Origin of the sequence: Pseudomonas sp. CFBP13509, from assembly GCF_005233485.1 — a bacterium.
GTDB classification, from domain to species: domain Bacteria; phylum Pseudomonadota; class Gammaproteobacteria; order Pseudomonadales; family Pseudomonadaceae; genus Aquipseudomonas; species Aquipseudomonas marginalis.
Genome location: NZ_QGAA01000011.1, coordinates 93,159 through 116,832, shown reverse-complemented (window position 1 = coordinate 116,832; position 23,674 = coordinate 93,159). Strand labels below are relative to the sequence as shown.

Here is a 23,674-nt window from a genome sequence, read left to right as displayed (position 1 = left end):
CGCGCGCGTTTCCCCTCTTGCGGTAATCGACTACCACCTTTCCCCGCCAACCAGTCGCCATGCTTGGGCCGATACGACACTTTTTCAGCCACGGAATGGAATCTGCTATGCCAACTACGCCCCCCCCGCTGCCGCCCACACCCCCGACCTTTACCCAACACAGCGACGCCCCGGCCCAGGCGGTCAGCCGTCAGTTCGCCTCGCGCCCGAGCCTGAGAGCGGTGTTCGGGCAAATGCTGCAAAAAGCGATCAAAGAGCAATACCCGCCGCTGGACCTTGACGTGCAGCTTACCCGGCTAGCGGTCCCTAACCTGGTCGGGGGCTGGGACCTTAAGCGCTTGCTGGATGTGGCGCTCGATTACGTGGGCAGCGGTACGCTGTTAGACACGGACACGGTCATCGACGGGCGCCGCTGCTTCCTGACCAACCGAGCGCCCCATCCCCTGACCTATGAGGCCGAAGCGGTCAGAGAGCCGGATTTGCAACTGATCAAGGCGAAAATCCTCGACCTGACACCCACCCTGATGACGGTATTCCAGGACGCTCTGACAGATTACTGGAACCAGCCGGGCGATACCGGCCCTATCCGCTGGCAATGGCTGGGCGACCTGTTGGCCACAGGCTTGAGCAGCACCGCCAGCCTGTTACCGGCCGAGTACCAGCAACAACAAACAGCCCTGCACCACTTGACCGCTTACCCGGACCAAAGAACGCGCCCGACGCCGGTGCAAGGCGGGGTGCATGCCTATTGCCTGGAAACGAGCATCGTCCAGGGCAGCCACACCGCCAACATCATGGAACCCGAATTGCTGGTGGTGCAGGCACAAAACGTCATGCTGTACCGCAGCAACGGCACATTGGAGTTCCATGATTCCCTTGAAGCCTTCACCCAGGCGCGGGGGCGGGACCTGTCGCGCCAGGTGCTGGCCGACAGCGTGACCATCAAACGTTATGAGCCCGATGGCAATAGTTTCGACACCCTCGCGGCCTTGCTGCTTAACCAACAACTGGAAGCGCTCGGCACCGTCGTGCTGCCGGCCAGCGACGGCCTGAACGCCTTGGAACAGCGCATTGCCGACACCACAGACCCCACGCCCTGGTTCATCCAGGCCCCGGCGCCGAGCCCGACCTTTGAGCACACCCTCCAGGCGAACCTTCCCGTGTGGCTGCAAACAGCGACACCCGGTGATCGTTTTGCCTACCGCCAACAGCTGGCTGAATTGGCACGCGTACACCGGCAAACAGCGGGGGCTTCGTTTCTGGATGGCGTCGAGAACCTGCATGACTTCACGCGCAATACCTTGCTCGAACAGATCCACGCCGATCATCCCGAGGTCACGACGATTGATCCGGACGACCTTGAATTGACCTTCCATGTACCCGTCGGCGACCTGGGCAGCGGCTACCTCACGCCCGTGTCCATGAGCCTGACGCAATTGGCGATCAAGAACCTGGCGGCCGCGCCCCAGGGAAGCCTGACCCTGCGCTCCAAATCCGGCGCGACGATACCGGCCTGGATGAACGCCGACTACCTGCTGGGAGAAAAAGGCCTGTTCACCAGCACCCAGGGGCTGATCGCTCGCACCAATATCGGCGAACGCTACCCCACCACCCTCAGGGCCCTGTTGTTGGGCAACGACAGTGAAGCCCAACGCCGTGAAGCGTTGTTCGACCAAGCATTGCGCGTGCGCCTGCCACTGCAGGCCCTGGAGCACAAGATACGGGGCGAGCATGGCATGACCTGGCAAGGCTACCGTTATGTGCAGGCGTTGATGCAGCGCAGCGCCGCAGACCGGGTGGTCGACGACCTGAGCATTGTGATTCACGCCCTGGCCTTCCACCGCACACCGCATTCCAAGCCGGATGTGGTCAACAACATGTTCATTATCGAGGCGTCGGACCGTCAGGTCGGTCCGCATATCCTCTACCGGCCGCTGTATCCGGACTCGCTACGCCAGTTTGCGAGCCGTGACGCGCTGTTGGGCGCCATTGCTGAGCCTGGCCCCCTGCAAGACAGTGTGCTCAGTTGGCTACCCGACCACGCCCGGCCGATCTACAGCAACAACGGCTTTGTCAGCCCGCATATCATCCGTTTTGGCCAGGGCGACGACACCGTGCAATGGCCGGCACCGGCACCCGCGCAGTTGGCGGACGATAGCAACGGGGATGCAGTGCTGGGGTCTCTCGCCCAGTCGTTGGCCGCTGGCAACCTGACCCAATACCTGTACGGCAGCAACGCGCGGGCGCTGGTCGACCTGGCCGACCGTGACGCCGTGTCCAACGCCGAAAGCCGCTGGGCGATTTTGCTGGAGGGTGGCTGGCTGCTGTTCAACGCACTATTGCTGCCGTTGCTGCGCGGCCCCGCCATGGTCGCGGGCTGGATGGTACAACTGGCCGTCAGCCTGCAACATGACCTGGAGGCCTTGCACGGCGATGACCCGGTCGCACGCGAACTGGCCTGGGTCGATGTCCTGCTCAATATCGGCCTGTTACTGATACACAGGGCGTCGGCGCAACATCCATCAATCGAGCCCGCTTTCACCCCAGCCAAACCGCCCGTGTCCAAGGCCTTGAGTACCTTGCTGCGACGACCTCCCACGCCGTCTGCACACGTTGCGCCAAAGATTGAACAAGGCCCGGTTGGCCTGCCGTCCGAGCCGCCTGCGAGTGATCGTACCGAGGTGGACTTCATCCACTCCACCGCGCGTGACGGTTCCCGACGCCGTCTGTTCAACGCGTTGCTCGAGCACCACGTAGCCTGGCCGGTGCCCGCTCCCTCTCCGGTCGAGTTGGGTGCCTTCAAAGGGTTGTACCGCATTGGTCAGCAGTGGCATGCCTCGGTAGCCGGCCTGCTGTTCCAGGTCAGCATCGTTCCCGACGCAGGCGAAGTGTTCATCGTCAATCCACAAAAAAACCTGCACCCAGGCTTTAAGCTCAGCTACGACGGGCAAGGACGCTGGGCCTTGGACCTGGGTCTCAAACTGCGTGGAGGGGGGCCGAAAAACCGACTCAAGGCCAAGTTGGCGCAAATTGAACAGCAACGTGCAGAGGCGTGGCTGAAGGTCACTCGCCTGGAAAGCCAGATCCTTGAACAAATTGACCAAACCGCCCATTTGTTCGACACCGTGACGGCAACCAAGAAACAATTTGAAGTGCGCGACCGCGAGTTGGCCCATGCAATGCAACGCCTGCGCCTGTCCCCTAATGACCCGTCAGCCGTCAGCGCCCACGCCGTTGAGGCGCGTAACAGGACCCGGGCTCGCTTGCACTTTCTCGTGGCCTATGAAAAGTACGCCCCGGTCACCGAGCAGTTACAGCAAAATCGCCGCGCGATAATCGACGCCTACGCGCAGGTCAAGGCGGCCGATGGCAAGTTCGATTATGAGTCCAGTTGCCTGGAACAGTACCAAACCCTGCTGGCGGCGCAGGAGGTGGATGTCAGCTTCCTGGCGTCACTGCACACCGCCACGTTTGTGTCTGATCGGGGCGAGCTGATGAACGACCTGTTGCGGATGGAGCGCGACGAGCCGGCCAATCAGCGGTTGCTCGATATGACTGAAATGCACTTTGCCACCTCCGAGCGCCATGCCCAGTCCCTGATTGCTATCGACATGACGTTGGAAGAGATGGCGAACCGCCTCAAGACCGGGCCGGCAGAGCGCCTGAAGTTCCTCAATGCCATGCCCCATCGGCGCTTCTACAACCGCCTCTGTGCCATTGTCGAGCCGCTCGACCTGCTGGCGGCGTTGAGCATTGATGAGCTGAGGGAGCCAGCCACCGCCCAGGAAGAATACTTTATGGCGCGGCTGGAGACCTTGCACTTCCCTCAGGTCTCCGTAGAGCACTCGTACATCGACCTGTTGACCACCCAAGGCTTCACCTCTGCCGAGCGCAAAGAGGTGTTGGTGAACGTGATCGAGCATTACAGCCGGCGCCTCCAGGCCTACCGCATGCTGATGGAACTGGACTCGACACTGCTGCGTCCGCGCTATATGCCGCTGTTGATCGAGCGCCTGGAAACCCTGCGCGCCGCGGCCGAGACAGACCTGGCGGATGTACTGCGCGAGGATGAATTCCTGCCTGCCCAGTTCGTGCGTTTCAAACCAGCGCAACTGCCATCCCCGACCAAGCGCGTGTTCCGGTCGCGGGACAAAGGAACACTGGTGGGCAACCTGCTGCCCCCCGACGCCGAGATGCCCTTTCCAACCATTGTGGTCAAAAACCCGCTGACCGACGAAATCAGCGCGCGGTTCATGGAGCATCCCCATGAAGGCTGGGTGGAAATCGTCGACGCACCGCCGCAGCGCCCGGCACCCGTGCCACGCCAGCGAGCCCTGGCGACCCTGCGTACGGAAGCTCAGCGGCTGATCGATCAAATCACCGCCCTGGAAAAATCCATCGAGTTTCAGAAACGCAAACTGGCCGACCCGCAGCGCCGTGACGACGTCAACCCACAAGACTGGAATGACATGTTCGGCCACCAAGCCAGGAAAATCGAGGCGATTGCCGATGAAATCCAGGCCCATCACCTGGATAAGCCTGATGTCCCCCAGGCCCTGGAGCGCCTGCGCATGCGTGCAACGGACCTGCGCCGTCAGGGTGAGCAACACTGCATAGAAGGCTACAAGGCCCAGCGTCCGCGCCAGGAAAACATTGATTACCTGCGTCGCCATGCCGCCGTGGATATCGGCCTGGTGCATGGCCCGCAGCGCACTGCCGCGAATGACTATGTCTCGGAGTTTGCCATTCGCGAAAAGAACCGCGTCGACGTGCTGTGGTACGCGCATTTTCACTACAGCAGCGCCGACAGCCCGCGCGGCGACTACACCGCCGCCCACCTCAAACGCCCGGAACACCGGTTCACCACCTTCAAGGACCTGATCGCCAAGGCAGGCCCGGACAGCCACGTGATCGTCAATGACCTCTACAGCCCCATCAACCGGCCGCTGGACCAACAACTGTTCCTCGTCCTGATACCTGAATAAACCCCGCGTCGGGCTGACCGCCCATAAAAAGGATTTTTATGTCGATGCACGCAACACCCACTACTCATGCGCTGACCGCCCAGGCCGTCAGTGCCCAATTTGCCAGTCGCCCCTCCCTGGAGGCGGTGATCCAACCCTTACTCGGCGCAGCCATTGCCGAAACATACCCCGACTTGATCATCGACCTGTCGCGCACACGCCTGGCAACCCCCACCGGGAAAGGTGGCTGGACCCTGGCCCCCTTGATGACGGTTATCCAGCGCTACCTGGCCGAAGGTGGACCACTGGACTTCAACGAAGTCGACCATCTGCCCTACTACCTGTCGGATGTCCCGCCCAAGCGCCTCAAGCTACCCGGCACCGAGACCCCTGGGCCGGACATGAAAGTCATTGAGGCGCTGATCAAGACGCTGCCGCCCACCCTGCCCATTGCCCTGCAAGACGCATTGGCCGAGTACTGGAATGCCCCGTCAGACACAACAGTCAGCCGCTGGCGCTGGCTCAGCGACATGCTCAGGAGCACCTTGCGCGCCAGCACCCTGCGCCAGCCGGAACTGGACGAGGCCGCCTGGCAAACCCTAGACCAACTCATCACCACCCCGGACCGTGCACAACGCCTGGCCAAACACGGCGACCACAGCGTGCTCGCCTATGGGCTTGAGACCACGCTGAGCAGCAATGGCCAGGCCGATCGCCAACTGACCGAACACATGGTGCTGACCCGCGCCATCAACGGCGTGGCGCCGGCCCTTTTGTGTGCGCCAAACGGGCAAGTCGAATCCTTTGCCTCAATGGACGCGCTCTTGCAGGCCTGGGGCGAGCGCCTGGCGGCGCACTACCAGGCCAGCACGATTACCTGTAATCGTTACGAACCCGAAGGCTCCATCTTCGACCACCAGGCGTCGATGATTCTGAACCAGCAACTCACGCGCCTGGGCGCCCTGCAACTGCCACTCGGCCAAGACCTGCAGACGCTGCACACGCTGTACCTGGAAATCACCGACCCAGGGCTGTGCTTTCTCGACGCCCTGCAAGCCCCTGCGCAAACACTCGCCAGCGTGCGTGCGCAGCTACCGCAGAATCTGCGTGGCGCCAGCCCCGCCGACCGTGCCCGCTACCGCCATTACACCTTGGCCCTGGCGGGCCTGAAACAACGCGCACAGGACCCGGCCCTTGCCACCGACATTGAAGACATCCAACGTTTTACCGTTGCGGCCCTACAACGCGAAATGGGCCGTGAAACAGCCGTCGGCAACGGTCCAGACCAGATCCCGACACAGGGGCTTAACCCGGATGATGTGCAGCTGACGTTCGTGGTTGCCGCCGGTTACCCGGGTGGTGCCGGGATTGTCGAGCACGTGCGCATGAGCCTCACGGAGCTGGCCATCAGAAACCTGAGTGGTCGTCCCAGCGGCGAGTTCACCCTCGCCCATCGCCAGGGCACCCCCTTACCGGCGTGGCTGACACCGGCCTACGTTATCGCCCTGGTTGAGCGAGTGGATATCGGCCAGCATTACCCCCATTACCTCAAGGACCAGTTGCTCAGCGATACGGCCAAGGCCCGCGCCCAGGAAACGCTGTTCGCTGAACACCTGTCGGTACAACTGCCGCTATTGGCGCTGGAGTTGAGCCTCAAGCGCGAAGCCGGTGTGACGCCCGTGGGCGCACGCATGGTCGAGTGCCTGATGCAGGCCACCAGCAGCGAGCAGCAACTCGACGGCCGTGCAGTGGTGATTCGTCATCTGGCGCTGCTGCACAGCCCCGCCGCCCAACCGGACGTGGTGAGCAACATGTACATCATTGAGTTCCAGGACGTCAGCAGCGGCCCGCACCTGCTGTTTCGCCCGCTCTATGCCCAACCGTTGCACGAGTACGCCAGCCACGCCGACCTGCTGGCCGCGATCGCCGCACCTGGCGACATGCAAGCCAGCATCCTGACCTGGCTGCCCGACAACACCAGGCCGATCTACGACAACGGAGGTTTTCACGAACCCCATTACCTGCGGTTCGGCCAGGGCGATGAGTTCGCCCCCAGGGAAACGCCGCCGCCGGCGACCCTGGCACTCGATGGTATCAACGAAGAATTGCAGCAGTGCCTGGTCACGGGCAGCCTGATGCAGTACCTGTTCAGCGATAACGCCCGCGCCTTGGTACAACAGGCTGACCGAGCCTCCGTGTCCAACAGTGAAAGTCGCTGGCAGACCTTGCGCGAAGGCAGCGGTTTGCTGTTCTTCAGTGTTATACAACCCGTGCTGCGCGGCCCGGCAATGCTGATGGGGTGGTTGCTGGCCATCACGACCAGCCTGACGCAAGACATCCAGGCGCTCGGCAGCCAGAACCCCAAGGTCCGTGAACAGGGCAGCATCGACCTGTTGCTGAACGTCGCGCTGTTGCTGCTGGACTTCCCGGCAACGCCCATCACACGGCGCCCGCTGCCGTTGGCGGTCACACCGCCCGCCTCCGCCACCGCGCTGCCACGGCGCAGCGCCGAACAATGGCCGGTGCCTGCGCCGGCCCAGATTCGCCAAGGCACCGTCGCCCTGCCCGGCGAGCTGCCGCAGGGCAACCACACCGCCCTGGATTTCAGCTTTGCCCAGGCCCACCAGCGCCTCACCCACAGCCAGCGCATGCGCTTGCAAACCTTCAGGGTCACACCACCTGCCACGTTGCCGCAGCCGGTGCTCAACGGTCCGCGCAAGGGGCTGTACTTGATCGGCACCACCTGGCATGCACGGGTTGACGGTGAGCTGTTTCAAGTCAGCCTGGGGCACGACGCCAGCGTGGTGATTGTGGATCCCGCCGACCCTGATCGCAGCGGCCCTTACCTAAGGACGCAGACGCCCGGCACGTGGACGATCGATACCCGCCTGCGCCTGCGCGGTGGCATGCCCCTGGGCCGCATTGCCGCCGAACGCCAACGTAAAGCGATGCGTATCAGCCAATTGCAAACCGAGTATGAGCAATTTCTCAAAGGCCAGGCGTCGCTGCAGAGCTCCGCCGATGAAGCTCAAGCGGCCATGGACAAAGCCGACAAGGACCCGACGATCGGAGAAACCCAACGGGCCCGGATCCGAAAACAATTTGACAGCGCGCTGCACAGCCAGACAGCGGAATTTCAGAAGATCCTGGACAGCGCCAAGGAACGGGGCGAACTGGGCATCGCATTACCGCTTACACCGCTCGAGCGCATCCTGGAAAATACCGTCAAAAATACGCGCAAGCATGTGGTCGTGGCAGAAAATGACCGGCAAGCCCTCTATCGCGCCAATCAACGCTTTACCCGCGAAGGCCCGGCGTTGTACCTGGCGGTGCTTGGTGAGCCGGCGAGCTACCGGCAGTTTCTCCAGCGGCTGCTGGAGATCAATGAACGCAGCATTCATTGGCTGGAGCTCAAGGACCGCTCCCTGGAACAGCTGTTTGAGCTGAGCCCTGCCGGCGCCGAGAGTGCGACTGGATTGACGGCCGACCGGTCGAACGAAATCAGCGCCCTGGCAGTCAAGGACCTGCACATTCGCTGCTTGAAGCGTTTGATTGTCAAAGACGTTGAACATCCTCTGTTCAATGCCTTGAACACCATCGTCGATCCGTTGCAGGAGCATGTACGCACCCACAGCGAACTCAACAGCCTTGAACTGCCGGGCAGTGACCGCCTGAATGTACTGGAGAGCCTGGTGGAGCACTATGGCAGTGCCCTCGACGCCTTGCAGGGCCTTGGCATCCTCGATGCCGAAGTCCTCGACCACACCTACAGCAGCAAACTGTTCACGCTGGTCGAGGCGCTCTACCAGGACGCCAGCCAGCGCCTGGCCAGCGAAATCAAACCGGCGGCACAAGCGCCCAAGCGCTTGCCAAAACGCCCGATGAGCAGCCACGGCGCTGCGCCTAAGCGCGTGATCAAGACCCGCCGCAAAGGCACATTCATCGGTGAACTCAAGCCCATCGGCAACGTGGATATCGTCGAAGTTCGCGCCGAGGGCAGCGACCAGTTGCTGGGGATGTATTCACAAAGCGGTGATGAATGGGTTGAATTCGTCCAGGCGCCGGCCCCACAACCGCCGGCGCCGACCCGTAGCCTGAGCGTAGTAAAGGGCCAGGCACGCAAACTCCTGGCCATGCTTCAGGACCACTTGAACCGGGGGGAGGCCTATCGAAAAATCTCCAGGCACCCGCAGGAAGTGCAGGAAATTTTGCAGTATGAAGCCGTGCGCTATGACACCTTGGCCACAGAGCTGCACCGTGCCATCGAAGCCCAACCCGAGGCTAGCAGGAGCGCCGCCGACCAAGCGCTGGTGGTGCAACTGCGCGAGGCCTACTCGCGGTTGAACAGCCAAGGCCAGGCGTTACGTTTGCAACTGTGCCTGCAACTGCCGCCCACCCATGCCAACCTCGAATACCTCATCGACCAGCAACAGGCGAACGTTGCGTTGCTGGGCAAACGTATTCAGTTGGGTGGCCCACGCCGTGACTTCATCCAGGAGTACGCGATCAACGACGCGAAAGGCTTTACGCTGTGGTACGCGCACTTTCACTACCCCGGCGCGAATACGCCCAAGGCCGATTACACGGCCGCCCATTTGAAAACCCGTGAGCAACGCCGCGAGAGCTATTACAGCCTGCTGGCCAAGGCGCAAAGTCCCCAGGCCATCGTCAATGTGCATCGAGGCTTGATCGGCAAACAGCTGGCTGAACGCTGGTTCCTGTCCTTCGAGTCGTGAGACCGGCAATAGCCTGTGGCGGCGGCACTTACGCGTTCGCCACAGGCTGCAGGCTCAGTGGGCGAACAGCGAATTACCCTTCTGCCCCGCCAGCTTCTCAGGCTTGATCAGGAACCGCGCCAGCGCCGGCAACAGCCATAGCGCACCGAACATGTTCCACAACAGCATGAAGGTCAGCATCAGGCCCATGTCGGCCTGGAACTTGATGGCCGAAAAAATCCAGGTGCACACACCGATGGCCAGGCACAGGCCGGTAAACAGCACCGCTTTGCCGGTGGACTTGAGCGTCTGGTAATAGGCTTCCTGCAACGGCAACCCCGCACGCAGGAAGCTCTCCAGGCGGCTGTAGATATAGATGCCGTAGTCCACGCCGATCCCCACGCCCAACGCCACCACCGGCAAGGTCGCGACCTTGACGCCGATACCCATGAACGCCATCAGCGCGTTACCCAGCACCGAGGTCAGCACCAGCGGCAGCACGATGCACAGGGTCGCGGCCCAGGAGCGGAAAGTGATCATGCACATGGTCGCCACACACAGGTACACCAGGATCAGGATGGTCAGCTCGGACTCCTTGATCACCTCGTTGGTGGCCGCTTCGATCCCGGCATTACCGGCGGCGAGGATGAATTCCAGGCCGGCCTTGTTGTTCTCCTTGGCGAAGTCCTGCACCGCATGCACGGCGCGGTCGAGGGTTTCGGCCTTGTGGTCGTTGAGGAACACCAGCACCGGTGCCAGGGAGCAATTGTTGTTATACAGGCCGTCAGCGCGAGCGATGGAGTTGTTCAGCACATCCGGGTTGCGCGACAGGGTTTCCCATTTCAGGTTGCCCTCGTTCATGCCCTTGATCATCTGCTTGGACACGGTCACCAACGAGATCGCCGATTGCACCCCCTCGGTGTTCTGCATCTTCCACATCAACTGGTCGATGGGCGCCATGGCTTCATAGCGCGAGCAGCCTTCGGCCTTAGTCTTGACCATCACCACCAGCACGTCGGAGCTGGTGGAGTAGTTGCTGATGATGAAGTTGTTGTCCTTGTTGTAGCGCGAATCCGGGCGCAGCTCCGGCGCGCCCTGGTCGAGGTCGCCGATCTTCAGGTTCTGGCTGTACCAGAGGCCGCCGCCAAAGGCGACCAGCGCGAGCAGGACCGAGACCGGCGCGACTTTGGGGCTGGCGAATTTCGACAGCAGGCGCCAGAACGGATGTTCGCGGTGCGCGTCTTTCTTGCTCCGGGCGATGGCACGCTTGCTGATACCCGCATAGGAAATCGCCACCGGCAGCAGGATCAGGTTGGTGAACACGATCACCGCCACGCCGATGGACGCGCCGATGGCCAGTTCGCGGATCACGCCGATATCGATGATCAGCAGCGTGATAAAGCCCACGGCATCCGCGAGGATCGCGATCATCCCCGGCAGGAACAGTTGCCGGAAGGTGCGCCGCGCGGCCGTCAAGGCGTTGTCCGCCTCGCTGGATTGCAGGGCGATACCGTTGATCTTCTGCACACCGTGGGAAATCCCGATGGCGAAGATCAGGAACGGCACCAGCATCGAGTACGGGTCCAGCCCGAAGCCGAAGAAGTGCATCAGGCCGAGTTGCCAGACCACCGCCACCAGTGTGGTGCTCAACACGGCGATGGTGCTGCGCAGGCAGTTGGTGAACCACAGCAATAGAACCAGGGTGATGACGAAGGCAACGCCGAAGAACAGCACCACCATCACCAGGCCGTCGATCAGGTCGCCGACCTTCTTGGCGAAGCCGACGATGTGGATCTTGACGTTGGGGTTCTGGGCTTCGAACTTGTCGCGGATCTTGTCTTCGAGTTCATGGGAAAACTTGCGGTAATCCAGGGCCAGCAGCTTGCCCTGGTCCTGCGGGTCCGGGTAGGACTCCAGCAGCGGGATGTCGACGATACTCGACTTGAAATCGTTGGCCACCAGCCGTCCGACCTGGCCGGACTTAAGCACGTTGTTGCGCAGTTGATCGAGGCTTTGCGTCGAGCCGTTGTAGCTCTGCGGGATCACTTCACCGCCGGCGAAGCCTTCTTCGGTGACTTCGGTCCAGCGTACGCTGGGGCTCCACAGCGACTTGAGGCCCGAACGGTCGACGCCGGAGATGTAGAACACCTCGTCGTTGATCTGCCTTAGGGTCTCCATGTATTCCTTAGTGAAGATGTCACCGTCCTTGGCCTCCACCGAGATACGCACCGTGTTGCCCAGGTTGGCCAGGTCGTTGCGGTGTTCCATCATCTTTTCGATGAAGGGGTGCTTGAGGGGGATCATCTTTTCAAAGCTGGTGGACGGGCGAATCAACGTCGCCTGCCAGAACAGGAAAATGCTCACCAGCAGGCAGATCACGATGACTGTCGGGCGGTTATTGAAGATCAGGCGCTCAAGAAAGGTCGCTTTATCGTTGTGATGACTGCTCATGCGTTCCCCGCCTTCTTATTGTTTTGTCGGTTCGGCGCCAGTGGGTGTGGCGACGCGAACACCACCCTGCCCGACCAGAATCAAGTTGCCGTTGCCTGCCGCCGTGACGGCCGACAATGAAATACGGTCGGGGCGATTGAACACGCTGAAGGTCTGGCCATCGTCATGGCTGACCACCACGCTGCCGCCGTTGCCGACCACCACCAGCGAACCGTCTTCGAGCAAGGTGGCCCCCGACAGGCCGAACTCCAGGGCGCCGCGTGCGGCATTGAGCTCGACTTGTTCCCAGGTGCTGCCGAAATCCGTGGAGCGGTAAAGATTGCCGCGCAAGCCGTAGGCCAGCAGGGTTTGGGGTTGTGCGGTGCTGATCACGCCAAACAGCGAGCCCTCGTAGGGGCCTTCGAGTTTTTCCCAGGTCTGACCGTCGTCGCTGGAGCGGAACATGCTGCCCTGCTCGCCGACGATAAACAGGCCGGCGTCCTTGATCCGGGCGATGGCGTTGAGGTGGAACTGGTCTTCATTGTCGAGGCGGTCGCTGACGTCTTCCCAGGTCTTGCCGCCGTCGGTGGTTTCGATCAGCGCCCCATAGGCGCCCACGGCCAGGCCGTGGTGGGCATCGTTGAACCACACATCGAGCAACGGCGCTTCACGCTTGAGGTCTTGATACTGCTGGGTCCAGGTGGCACCGCCGTCGGTGCTGGCGAGGATTTGCGCATCATGGCCCACCGCCCAGCCCTGCTTGTCATCGACGAAATACACCGCCGTGAGCAGTTGCCGGGTGGGGACCTTGGCTTGGGTCCAGGTGCTGCCCTGGTCATCGGAATAGAGGATGTGCCCACGATCACCGACCGCCACCAGGCGCTTGCCGGCATGGACGACATCGATCATCAGGCCTTTGGCGGCCTTGGGGGATTCAATCGCAAAAGAGGTATCGCTGGCGGCCTGGACGACGGTCGGCAACGCGACAGTCCCAAACAGCGAGAGCGCTGCGGCCAGCAACGCAACCCTGCGTGCGGCGCGTGGGCGGCAAACAACCCAACCCATGACAGGCTCACTCATAGACCTTTCTCCCATTTATTATTGTTAGGTCGTCTCGCCTTCCCGGGCCCTGAAACCTGCAATCTAGAGCGCCTGAAGGAAGCAGGGGCCATCCTATCGGGCTTTCGAATCGTCTGACAATCGGTGCTACGTTATCTTTTGTTAACTGACGGCGTTTGGCCATGCCTGAATAGGCGGGTATCAGCCAGGCTGATTAATGAATTTTTATTCCATCTATTGAAATATGGGAATTTTTATTCCATTAATAGCCTTCCTGAAAACAATAATCCAAAGGACCACGGCTATGCGTGAACTCGGAATCGGCTTGATCGGCACAGGCTTCATGGGCCGCGCCCATGCACTGGCCTTCAACAATGCCCGGGCGGTATTTGAACTGCCGGTACACCTCAAGCTGGCCGCCCTGGCCGATGCCGACACCGAACGCGCCCAGCGCTGTGCCACGGCCTGGGGCTTTGCCCAGGCCCACGGCGACTGGCAGGCGCTGATCGACGACCCCGCCGTGGATGTGGTGGCCATCACCACGCCGAACCACCTGCACTTTCCCATGGCGATGGCGGCCATTGCAGCGGGCAAGGCGGTGTACTGCGAAAAACCCCTGGCGGTCAGCCTGGAGCAGGCCGATGCCATGCGCCAGGCCGCCCGCGAAGCCGGGGTGGTGACGCGGGTCGGCTACAACTACCAGCACAACCCGATGATCGGCCTGGCGCGGCAATTGATTGCCGAGGGTGACCTCGGCGACATCATCAGCTTCCAGGGCGAGTTCAGCGAAGACTTCATGGCCGACCCGGCGTCACCGTGGTCGTGGCGCTGTGAAGTGGAGCATGCCGGTGGCGCCCTGGCGGACCTGGGCAGCCACTTGCTGTCGATGGCGCGTTACCTGGTGGGCGATGTGACCACCGTGTGTGCCGACACCCAGACCGTCCACGCCCAACGCCCGGCCGTCAAAGGCAGCGCCGAGCAGAAAGCCATCGCCGTGGATGACCAGGTGCACGCCCTGCTGCGCTTCGCCAACGGCGCGCGCGGCACGGTGAGCAGCAGTTGGCTCAAGCACGGTTACAAGAACCACCTGAGTTTCGAGATCAGCGGCACCAAGGGCACCTTGGCGTTCGATCAGGAGCGCTTGAATGAACTGCGCCTGTGCCGTGTCGGCCAGGACGGTTTCCAGCGTTTGCTGGCCGGCCCTGCCCTGCCCGGCTACGCAGCGTTCAGCCCGGCGGCGGGGCATCAGTTGGGCTACAACGAGCTGAAGACCCTGGAGGTGCAGGAGTTGATCATGGCGCTGGCCGGCCAGGGCGCGAATGGCACCGACTTTGACGCGGCGTGGGAGGTGGAACGGCTGGCGACGGCGATTCGTGTGGCGGCCCGTGAAGAACGCTGGGTCAACCTAAACTCGCTCTGAAGCGCAATGCAAAACCCTTGTGGGAGGGGCAAGCCCCCCTCCCGACTTTCAGATCACCTGCACACCTCTCAATCAGCGGAAGTGAAGCCTGTCGAGCATGTCGGGACGCCTGAGGAGTTCCTTCGCCAGCCAGGCCTGGCGACCGAAGTAGGGATGCCTGGTAACGGTCCAGTTGGCAACTTCATGCAGTTTTTCGAGGCTGAGGTGGAAGGGCCACTGCGGGGCCTTGAACAGATCGACATCACGCATCAGCTCTCGGGCCAACTCTTTGTCATTCTGGTTTTTAAACATCGTGATGTTGAGGTTGTTTCGATCGATCAGGCCATCCAGCCCGCCGGTGATATGGTGACGGTCCATATCATCGACCAGGTCTCCACGCCTCATCAGTTCCCGTGCCAGGCGGATATTCTGGTCTTTTTCATAATCGCCGGTCAGCGGTTTGCCGGCCATATCCTTCAGGCCGTCCTTGGTGATGAACCCATTGGGTGCCTTGAAGTCATCGAACCTGTCGAGCAGCATGCGTGATAGGTCCGCATTGCTCTTGCTACCGAAACCGTAGCAGGGCCTGCAGGGGAACGGGTCGGGACTTGGAGGGCGCTGGGCGCCAAAGCAGTGGCGGACGAACAGCTTGAAATTGCTCATAACCCCCAGGGGCCAATAACCTGCTTTGATCTGCTGTGCACGGTCACGCGCCTCGAAGCCGGCGGTATCCGCGTTCGCGTAAAACGCCGGCGACAGCGGGGTGTCACTCGACTGAAAGCTGATTGAGGCGCTCTTTTGCGGAGTGGCGGACGAATTCGCCGTTGGTTTTGGGGAAGAGCTATTGCCCTGATCCACCTCCGAGTCCAGGCGTGAGGAAGTAACAGGTTTATCAAGAGCAGGCGCCAACATCGTTTGATGTCTCCAGTCCGGTTTGGCCAAAAAGTGTTCACCTGCCTGTCCAGCGTCGCACCAGGACGCAGATACACAGCGATAACGCTGGGTTGCAAGTAGTCCTTATGTGGCAAGCCTGTCCGAATCAGTTCCTGCTTTTCTAGCGCAAGGCTCGACGCAGCACTTTGCCCACTGTCGTTTTAGGCAACTCGGTACTGCGAAACTCCACATACCTGGGCACCTTGTAGCCCGTCAGGTATTCGCGGCAATGGGCGAGGAGCTGTTCCTGGGTCAGGTTCGGGTCCTTGCGCACCACGATGATCTTGACCTTCTCCCCCGTCACGCCGTCTTCCACGCCGATGGCCGCCACTTCGCCGACGCCCGGGTGCAGCGCCACCACGTCTTCGATTTCATTGGGGTACACGTTGAAGCCCGAGACCAGGATCATGTCTTTCTTGCGGTCCACCAGGCGGATATAGCCGCGTTCATCCATCACGCCGATGTCACCGGTCGACAACCATCCCTCGGCGTCGAGCACTTCGGCGGTGGCGTCCGGACGCTTCCAATAGCCCTGCATCACCTGTGGGCCGCGCACCTGCAGTTCGCCTTGCTCGCCGATATCGGCCAGCTCGCCGTCTTCACGCATAAACCGTACCCAGGTCGACGGCAGCGGGACGCCGATGCTGCCGGTGAATTCCATTTCGCGCATGCGCGCAATGTCGATCGGGCTGATGCTCACCACCGGCGAGCATTCGGTGAGGCCGTAGCCTTCGATGATCGGCAGCCCGGTGACGTCCTTCCAGCGCTTGGCCACCGCCGTGTGCGTGGCCATGCCGCCGGCGATCACCATGCGCAGGTCGGAGAAGTCCCGGGCGCAGAACTCCTTATTCTCCAGCAAGCCGTTGAACAGCGTATTGACCCCGGCAATGCCATTGAAGCGCTCCTTGCGCAGGATCATCTGCACCCGCTTCACATCCCGCGGGTTGGCGATGAGGATGTTGCGCCCGCCCAGGCACATGAACATCAGGCAGTTCACCGTCAGGGAAAAGATGTGGTACAGCGGCAGCAGGGTGACGTTGGTTTCCTGCTTGTCCTGGTCCAGTTGGTCGCCGACCCAGGCCTTGGCCTGCAACAGGTTGGCGATGATATTGCGATGGCTGAGCATCACGCCCTTGGCATCCCCGGTGGTGCCGCCGGTGTATTGCAGGAAGGCCAGGTCGTCGAGGTGCATGTCCACCGGGAAGTGGTTGAGCGCGCGGCCCTGCTTCAGCACCTGGTTGAAACGCACCGAGCCCCTCAGGTTGAACGCCGGCACCTGCTTTTGCACGCGACGCAGGATGAAGTTCATCGCCGCGCCCTTGAAGCTGCCAAGCAGATCACCGATGGCGGCCACCACCACGCGCTTGATGCTGCTGCCGGCGATGACTTTTTCCAGGGTGTGGGCGAAGTTTTCGAAGATCACCACGGTTTCGGCGCCGCTGTCCTTGAGCAAGTGCTTGAGCTCATGGGCGGTGTACAACGGGTTGACGTTGACCACCACCGCGCCGGCCAGGATCGTGCCCAGCAGGCAGATCGGGTACTGCAAGCAGTTGGGCATCATCAGCGCCACGCGGTCGCCCTTCTGTACGCCCTGGCCCTGCAGCCAGGCGGCGAACGCAATGCCTTGCACCTGCCAGTCGGCGTAGGTCATTTCGGTGCCGATGCTGACGTAGGCGACCCGCTCGCGAAATTTCTCCAGGTGCTCCAGGAACACCTCGCGCAACGACGGGTAGTCCTCGATACCGGCATCGATGTCCGCCGGGACGCCGGGCAGGTAAGCGTTCAACCAGACCCGTTCGGTGTGTTCCAGGCTGATAGCGTTCATGGCAGTCTCCTTATTGTTGTTTTTGATGGGGCTACTTTTCGACGATAGCGGTAATGCCCAGCCCGCCCGCCGCGCAGATGGAAATCAGGCCGCGACCGCCGCCCCGCTCGTGAATGGCCTTGGCCAGCGCCGCCAATTGCCGGCCACCGGTGGCGGCAAACGGGTGGCCGCAGCCTAGAGAGCCGCCGTTGACGTTCATTTTGGCGCGGTCGATGGCCCCCAGCGGCGCCTCCAGGCCGAGCCGTTCGCGGCAGTAGTCGGCGTCTTCCCAGGCCTTGAGCGTGCACAGCACCTGGGCGGCAAACGCTTCGTGGATCTCGAAGAAATCGAAGTCGGCGAAACTCAGTCCTTCGCGCTTGAGCATGCGCGGTACGGCGTAGGCCGGCGCCATCAGCAGGCCTTCGCTGCCGTCGACAAAATTCACCGCCGCCGTCTCGCCCGTGCGCAGGTAGGCCAACACCGGCCAGCCATGGGCCGCCGCCCAATCTTCGCTGGCCAGCAGCACCACCGAGGCGCCATCCGTCAGTGGCGTGGAGTTGCCCGCCGTGAGGGTACCGTGCTGGCGGTCGTAGGCCGGGGACAGGCCGGCGAGTTTCTCCAGGCTGGCGTCGGCGCGCAGGTTGTTGTCCCGCGCCAGGCCGCGATGGGGGCTGATCAGGTCGTCGAAGAAACCGCGCTGATACGCGGCATCCAGGCGCTGGTGGCTGGTGAGGGCCAACTCGTCCTGGGCCAGGCGCTTGATCTGCCAGCGTTGGGCCATGGCTTCGCAATGTTCGCCCATGGACAAACCGGTACGCGGCTCGCCATTGCGCGGCAACAGCGGCTTGAACAACATCGACGGACGCACCTTCAGCAGCGCCTTCACCTTGTCGCCCATGCCCTTGGCGCGGTTGGCCGCGAGCAAGGTGTGGCGCAGGGATTCATTGATGCCGATGGGCGCGTCGGAGGTGGTGTCGGCACCACCGGCGATGCCCACGTCAATCTGGCCGAGGGCGATCTTATTCGCCACCAGCAAGGCCGCTTCCAGGCCGGTGCCGCAGGCTTGCTGCACATCGTAGGCCGGGGTCTGCGGGGACAAGGTGGTCGACAGCAGCGATTCACGCGCCAGGTTGAAATCCCGTGAATGCTTGATCACCGCGCCGGCGGCAAACTCGCCCAGGCGCTGGCCGTGCAGATTGTAACGGTCGACCAGGCCTTGCAGCGCCGCCACCAGCAGGTCCTGGTTGCTGTCGTGGGCATACACCGTGTTGGAACGGGCGAACGGGATGCGGTTGCCGCCGATGATCGCCACGCGGCGGGTCGGGGCCGGATTGAAGCTGTAGTCACTCATGTAGGGCTCTCATTCCAGACAAATAGCCCGCGCATATGCGGTTTGTCGCCGGCGAAATTGCGCACTTCGAATTCGCGCTGCGGGCCGCTCACGGGGTGTTGCCACAGGGCGACCTGGCCGGGCAGGAAGATCGGCAGCTTGAAGTCGCAATGGGCTTCGGCCTGACCCAGGCCCCCGGGGGGTTGTTGAGCGGCCAATACGCGGCCGAGGGTCCACATGCCATGGGCGATGGCGCGGCGAAAACCGAAGAGCCTGGCGCCGATCAGTGAGGTGTGGATCGGGTTGAAGTCCCCGGAGACCTTGGCGAAGCGCCGCCCCAGATCGGCCGGCAACACCCAGCGCTGGGTGCGCAACAGGCCCTCCTCCTGCAACGCCAGCGCGTCCTCCCATGGCTCGCCGACGGGACCTTTCACCGCGCGGCGCAGGTACAGGCTGTCGCTTTCCCACACCAGGCTGCCGCTGCTGTAGGCACGGGTGGCGATGCTCAGCGCCTGGCCCTTGGCGTGGGCCACCCAACGTTCGCAAAAGACTTCCAGGCGCAGCGCCTGGCCTTCCTGCAGGCGCTGGTGCTGCCGGATGCGGTTGGCCAGGTGCACCATGCCACTGGCCGGGTACGGAAAACTCGGACGGGTCAGCAGCATCAGGTGCAGGGGGAACGCCAGCACATGGGGGTACGACAGCGGCACGCCTTGTTCGCGGCGAAAGCCACAGGCACGGCCGTAAGCCGCAATGCCCGCAGCGGACAATTCCACCGCCGAGCGCACCAGGCGCTCCCTGGGCAACAGCGGTGCGCCGTCGAGCTTGGGTTTGCGCAGGCCACGTACGCCGTCCAGCAACAGGCGCGTGCGTGATGGCGGTGGGTCGATGATCTGCGTCACGTAGTCCATGGACTCAGGCTCCCAGCAGGCTTTGGCCGCACACGCGCACGACTTGGCCATTGACCCCGCCCGACGCCGGGTGCGCCAGCCAGGCAATGGTTTCGGCCACATCGATCGGCTGCCCGCCTTGGGACATCGAGTTCATGCGCCGCCCCGCTTCGCGAATCATCAGCGGAATTTTTGCGGTCATCTGGGTCTCGATAAACCCCGGCGCCACCGCGTTCACCGTGACCTGTTGCGCCGCCGCACGCGGGGCCAGGCCTTGCACCAGGCCGATCACGCCGGCCTTGGAGGTGGCGTAGTTGCTTTGCCCGAGGTTGCCGGCAATGCCGGAGATCGACGACACGCACACGATACGCCCCCCCGGATTCAGGCCCTGGCTATCCAACAAGGCACTGCTCAGGTGCAACGGTGCTTCGAGGTTGACCGCCAGCACGCTGCGCCAGGCCGCCTCCGTCATCTTGGCGATGGTCTTGTCGCGGGTGATCCCGGCGTTGTGCACCACCACATCGAAGGCACCGTATTGGCCGACATGGGCATGCAACTGGACAGCGGCGTCCGCTGCCGTGATGTCCAAAGGCAGCGCTGAACCGTCCACACTCGCGGCCGCCTGTTGCAGCGAGTCCCGGGCCTGGGGCACGTCCACGCAGACCACATGGGCGCCCTCGCGGGCCAGGACCTGGGCGATGGCCAGGCCAATGCCTCGGGAAGCACCGGTGACCAGCGCGCGTCGGCCGGCGAAGGGTTTGTCCCAATTGACGGCGACCTGCCCATCCACCGGTTTTTCCAGGCGCACCACCTGCCCCGACACATAGGCCGAACGCCGCGACAGGAAGAAACGCAGGCTGCTGTCCAGTGCGTCTTCCGCTCCCGGAGCCACGTACAACAACTGCACGGTGATCGCCCGGCGCAACTCCTTGGCCAATGAACGCACCAAGCCTTCGAGCGCACGCTGGGCGATGGCCTGGGGCAACTCGGTGCAGTGTTCCGGCGCGGTGCCCAGCACCACAACGCGGCCATGTTGGCCCAGGCGTTTGGCGTTGGCGTGGAAGAACTCATAGAGCTCGCCCAGTTGTTGCAAGCCGGTTATGCCGCTGGCATCGAACACTGCGCCCTGCACCTTGACCGTGGACGGCGCCTTGAGCGTCGCCGGGGTGGCGGTGACCGTGTCGGTGGCGCTGAACACCTGTTGCACCTGCGCAGCCAGGCGCCCTGCCCCGGCGACAATCACCGGGTTGGCCAGGCCTGGCTGGCCGCTGCGGTGACGCTGCAACGGCACGGGCTGGGGCAAGCCCACCACCTGGGCCAGGCGACGGCCCCAGGGGGAATTGACGAACGATAGGTAGCTGTCACTCATAGATAGATCCACTCACAACACAAACTTGCCGTGTAAACCCGATCCATGTCGGAGGGGGCAAGCCCTAATGCCAGTCATGTAGGAGCGAGCTTGCTCGCTCCTACATGACTGGCATTGGACCCATCCCTCTCCCACATTGACCGCGTTTGTCCTAGTTGACCGAGGCGTTTTCGCTTTGGCTGCTGCGCCGCTTGGCGACCGGCTCCAACGCCTGCCTGCGCTGCTGCAACGCCTCCAGCAAACCGAAGTCCTGGGGGAAGTCATCCACCTGGATAGCGTGGTCGGCGTATTCCACATAGCGCGCCAGCAAGGCGTCTTCGTCGTCGCTGATCAGGTCCAGCGCCCGCGCCTTGACGCGCCAGGCGGTGAAGGCCGTGGCGGCAATCGGCATCGGTTCGAGCAGGCCTTGCCTGATGGCCGGCTTGAGCCGGGCGTCGATCAGCTCGACTTGCGGCAGCAGGCGCAAGCCCAATTCGCCGTAGGCCAGCTTGTCGATTTCCGGACGCGGAATGTAGGAATTGGCCAGCAGGCGGTCGCGTGTTTCGCCGGGGATCTGCACCACATCGGCCACCTGGGCCAGCAGCTGATCCGAAGGTTTGCGCAACGGAATACCGAACGGGAACGTCAAGCCACGCAGCACCGCCGCCGCCGCTGTGGAGGGGTAGTTGTCCAGCACTTCGGCAAGGGCTTCATGGGCACGCAGCAATGCGTCCTGTGCCGCCCAATGCACCAGCGGCAGGTCTGCCTGGGGCCGGCCGTCATCCTCGAAGCGCTTGAGCACGCAAGACAGGATGTACAGCTGCGAGAGAATATCGCCCAAACGCCCGGTGATACTTTCCTTGCGCTTGAGGGCACCGCCCAGCACGCCCATGGAAATATCCGAGATCAGCGCCAGCACCACCGACAGACGATTGGCCTGGCGATAGTAGGTTGCCAGCGCCGGGTCGGTCTTGGCCGGTGCGGAAATCAGGCGCCCGCCGGTCAGGGCATGCACCGCCGCACGTACGGTGTTGGCCAATACAAAGCTCACATGACCGAACATCGCGCTGTCGAATTCCTCCAGCGCCTTGCGCCGATCCGGGTTGCGCGCCGCTTCCATTTCGCGGAACACATAGGGATGGCAACGAATCAGGCCCTGGCCAAAGATGATCAGGCAGCGCGTCATGATGTTCGCGCCTTCCACCGTGATGGCGATGGGGCTTTGCTGATAGGCACGGGCCAGGAAGTTATTGGGGCCCATGCAGATGCCCTTGCCGGCGACGATGTCCATGCCGTCGTTGACGATCATCCGCGCGCGTTCGGTGACGTGGTACTTGGCGATGGCCGAGATCACCGAGGGTTTCTCACCGGCATCCAATGAAGCCACCGAGACCTTGCGCACCGCATCGCAGGCATACAGGTGCCCGGCCATGCGCGCCAGCGGCGCCTGCACCCCTTCGAACTTGCCGATGGGCAAGCCGAACTGTTTGCGCATCGCCGCGTAGGCCGTGGTACCACGCACCGCGACCTTGCCCAGGCCGACGTTGGCCGACGGCAGGGAAATGGCGCGGCCGGCGGCCAGGCACTCCATCAACATGCGCCAGCCGTTGCCGACCTGTTCGCGGCCGCCGATCACCCACTCCAGCGGGATGAACACATCCTTGCCGGTGGTCGGGCCGTTTTGGAATACGGCATTGAGCGGCCAGTGCCGGCGACCACTGTTTACGCCGGGATGGGAGGTGGGGATCAGGGCACAGGTGATGCCGAGAGAGCCTTTCGGCCCCAGCAATCCGTCCGGATCTTCCGCGCGAAACGCCAGACCGAGCACCGTGGCGATCGGTCCCAGGGTGATATAGCGCTTGTCCCAGGTCACACGGAAACCCAGTACTTCCTGGCCTTCATGGGTGCCTTTACAGACGATGCCCAGATCGGGAATCGCCCCGGCATCGGAGCCGGCATACGGGCTGGTCAGGGCAAAGCACGGGATGTCTTCGCCCCGGGCCAAACGCGGCAGGTAGTAATTGCGCTGGGCGTCGGTGCCGTAGTGCAACAGCAACTCGGCCGGGCCCAGGGAGTTGGGCACCATCACCGAAATCGCCGCCGCCGAGCAGCGCGTCGACAGCTTCATCACCACTTGGGAATGGGCGTAGTGGGAGAAGCCTTTGCCGCCGTACTGCTTGGGAATGATCATGCCAAGGAAGCCGGCGTCCTTGGTGTACTGCCAGCCTTCGGGGGACATGTCCTGCCAGACCTGGGTGGTTTCCCAGTCGTTGGCGATATCGCACAAAGTTTCCACTTCATTGTCGAGGAAGGCTTGCTCCTCGGCGCTCAGGCTCGCCGGGGCCGCTTGCAGCAGGCGCTGCCAGTCGGGCTTGCCGCTGAACAGCTCGGCATCCCACCACACGGTGCCGGACTCGATGGCGGCGCGCTCGGTGTCGGACATCGCCGGCATGATCGTGCGAAACAGATTGAGGGCCTTGCCGGTCAACAGCGCGCGGCGCAACGGTTTGAGGCTCATCAACAACGCCGGCAATACCACCAGCACTGCCGCGACGGTGGCGCCGAAAGCCGCCACCCCATTGAACAGGTAACCCGCTGTCAGCCAGATCAGGCCAGCGCCCAACCACAGGATGGCGGCAGCTTGTCGATACGCCAGGGCAATCGCGGCTGCGACACCCACCAATAACCAGATAACCATGGGGATACCTCTACTCGATTCAGGGCGTGGTTTACGTGCGAAAGGTCGGATCGACCTGCGGCGTAAAGCCACACTACAAACTTGGAAAGACAAATTCAAATTTTGTT

11 protein-coding genes are annotated in these 23,674 nt (G+C 62.6%); 3 read left to right on the top strand and 8 right to left on the bottom strand.

The features are described from left to right. Positions 1-107 precede the first annotated feature (107 nt). Entirely contained in the window at positions 108-4,985 is a 4,878-nt protein-coding gene (locus tag PspCFBP13509_RS19295) for a dermonecrotic toxin domain-containing protein (RefSeq protein WP_137212525.1), read from the top strand. Between the two features lie 44 nt (positions 4,986-5,029). Next, positions 5,030-9,700, top strand: a complete 4,671-nt coding sequence (locus PspCFBP13509_RS19290) for a dermonecrotic toxin domain-containing protein (protein WP_137212524.1) — start codon at positions 5,030-5,032, stop codon at positions 9,698-9,700. A 54-nt stretch (positions 9,701-9,754) separates the two neighbouring features. Here the strand turns inward: PspCFBP13509_RS19290 and PspCFBP13509_RS19285 are convergent, their stop codons facing one another. Together PspCFBP13509_RS19285 and PspCFBP13509_RS19280 are read right to left on the bottom strand one after the other, a co-directional pair. Next, positions 9,755-12,130 (bottom strand): efflux RND transporter permease subunit, encoded by a 2,376-nt coding sequence (locus tag PspCFBP13509_RS19285; RefSeq protein WP_137212523.1) that lies wholly within the window; start codon positions 12,128-12,130, stop codon positions 9,755-9,757. 15 nt (positions 12,131-12,145) lie between these two features. Continuing rightward, the gene (locus PspCFBP13509_RS19280) at positions 12,146-13,174 is read right to left on the bottom strand and encodes a WD40/YVTN/BNR-like repeat-containing protein (RefSeq protein WP_174562745.1); all 1,029 of its coding nucleotides are present in this window, start codon (positions 13,172-13,174) and stop codon (positions 12,146-12,148) included. Positions 13,175-13,472: 298 nt separating this feature from the next. Between PspCFBP13509_RS19280 and PspCFBP13509_RS19275 the strand changes: the two genes are divergently transcribed. Beyond that, the gene (locus PspCFBP13509_RS19275) at positions 13,473-14,588 is read left to right on the top strand and encodes a Gfo/Idh/MocA family protein (RefSeq protein WP_137212522.1); all 1,116 of its coding nucleotides are present in this window, start codon (positions 13,473-13,475) and stop codon (positions 14,586-14,588) included. Between the two features lie 72 nt (positions 14,589-14,660). On the opposite strand, the gene PspCFBP13509_RS19270 is transcribed toward PspCFBP13509_RS19275, so the two are convergent. The 6 genes from PspCFBP13509_RS19270 to PspCFBP13509_RS19245 form a co-directional block, all read right to left on the bottom strand. Continuing rightward, positions 14,661-15,479 (bottom strand): hypothetical protein, encoded by an 819-nt coding sequence (locus PspCFBP13509_RS19270; RefSeq protein ID WP_137212521.1) that lies wholly within the window; start codon positions 15,477-15,479, stop codon positions 14,661-14,663. 142 nt (positions 15,480-15,621) lie between these two features. After that, positions 15,622-17,325 carry an AMP-binding protein gene (locus tag PspCFBP13509_RS19265; RefSeq protein ID WP_065927125.1) on the bottom strand — a complete coding sequence of 568 codons (1,704 nt, stop codon included), beginning with the start codon at positions 17,323-17,325 and terminating at the stop codon, positions 15,622-15,624. Positions 17,326-17,356: 31 nt separating this feature from the next. Further along, complete coding sequence (locus tag PspCFBP13509_RS19260; protein WP_065927126.1) at positions 17,357-18,655, bottom strand: acetyl-CoA C-acetyltransferase; 1,299 nt, start codon at positions 18,653-18,655, stop codon at positions 17,357-17,359. Beyond that, the gene (locus PspCFBP13509_RS19255; protein ID WP_137212520.1) at positions 18,652-19,542 is read right to left on the bottom strand and encodes a MaoC/PaaZ C-terminal domain-containing protein; all 891 of its coding nucleotides are present in this window, start codon (positions 19,540-19,542) and stop codon (positions 18,652-18,654) included. The genes PspCFBP13509_RS19260 and PspCFBP13509_RS19255 overlap by 4 nt, the downstream gene beginning before the upstream one ends. A gap of 4 nt (positions 19,543-19,546) precedes the next feature. Then, a complete protein-coding gene (locus PspCFBP13509_RS19250; RefSeq protein ID WP_137212519.1) occupies positions 19,547-20,890 on the bottom strand; it encodes a 3-oxoacyl-ACP reductase in 1,344 nt (447 codons plus the stop codon). 151 nt (positions 20,891-21,041) lie between these two features. Beyond that, on the bottom strand, positions 21,042-23,567 hold the full coding sequence (locus PspCFBP13509_RS19245; protein ID WP_137212518.1) for an acyl-CoA dehydrogenase: 2,526 nt from the start codon (positions 23,565-23,567) through the stop codon (positions 21,042-21,044). Positions 23,568-23,674: the final 107 nt, after the last annotated feature.

Bases quoted from the DNA above. Each gene is read 5' to 3' on its own strand.
- PspCFBP13509_RS19295 (WP_137212525.1), top strand. From the start codon at position 108: ATGCCAACTACGCCCCCCCCGCTGCCGCCCACACCCCCGACCTTTACC.
- PspCFBP13509_RS19290 (WP_137212524.1), top strand. From the start codon at position 5,030: ATGCACGCAACACCCACTACTCATGCGCTGACCGCCCAGGCCGTCAGT.
- PspCFBP13509_RS19285 (WP_137212523.1), bottom strand. From the start codon at position 12,130: ATGAGCAGTCATCACAACGATAAAGCGACCTTTCTTGAGCGCCTGATC.
- PspCFBP13509_RS19280 (WP_174562745.1), bottom strand. From the start codon at position 13,174: ATGGGTTGGGTTGTTTGCCGCCCACGCGCCGCACGCAGGGTTGCGTTG.
- PspCFBP13509_RS19275 (WP_137212522.1), top strand. From the start codon at position 13,473: ATGCGTGAACTCGGAATCGGCTTGATCGGCACAGGCTTCATGGGCCGC.
- PspCFBP13509_RS19270 (WP_137212521.1), bottom strand. From the start codon at position 15,479: ATGTTGGCGCCTGCTCTTGATAAACCTGTTACTTCCTCACGCCTGGAC.
- PspCFBP13509_RS19265 (WP_065927125.1), bottom strand. From the start codon at position 17,325: ATGAACGCTATCAGCCTGGAACACACCGAACGGGTCTGGTTGAACGCT.
- PspCFBP13509_RS19260 (WP_065927126.1), bottom strand. From the start codon at position 18,655: ATGAGTGACTACAGCTTCAATCCGGCCCCGACCCGCCGCGTGGCGATC.
- PspCFBP13509_RS19255 (WP_137212520.1), bottom strand. From the start codon at position 19,542: ATGGACTACGTGACGCAGATCATCGACCCACCGCCATCACGCACGCGC.
- PspCFBP13509_RS19250 (WP_137212519.1), bottom strand. From the start codon at position 20,890: ATGAGTGACAGCTACCTATCGTTCGTCAATTCCCCCTGGGGCCGTCGC.
- PspCFBP13509_RS19245 (WP_137212518.1), bottom strand. From the start codon at position 23,567: ATGGTTATCTGGTTATTGGTGGGTGTCGCAGCCGCGATTGCCCTGGCG.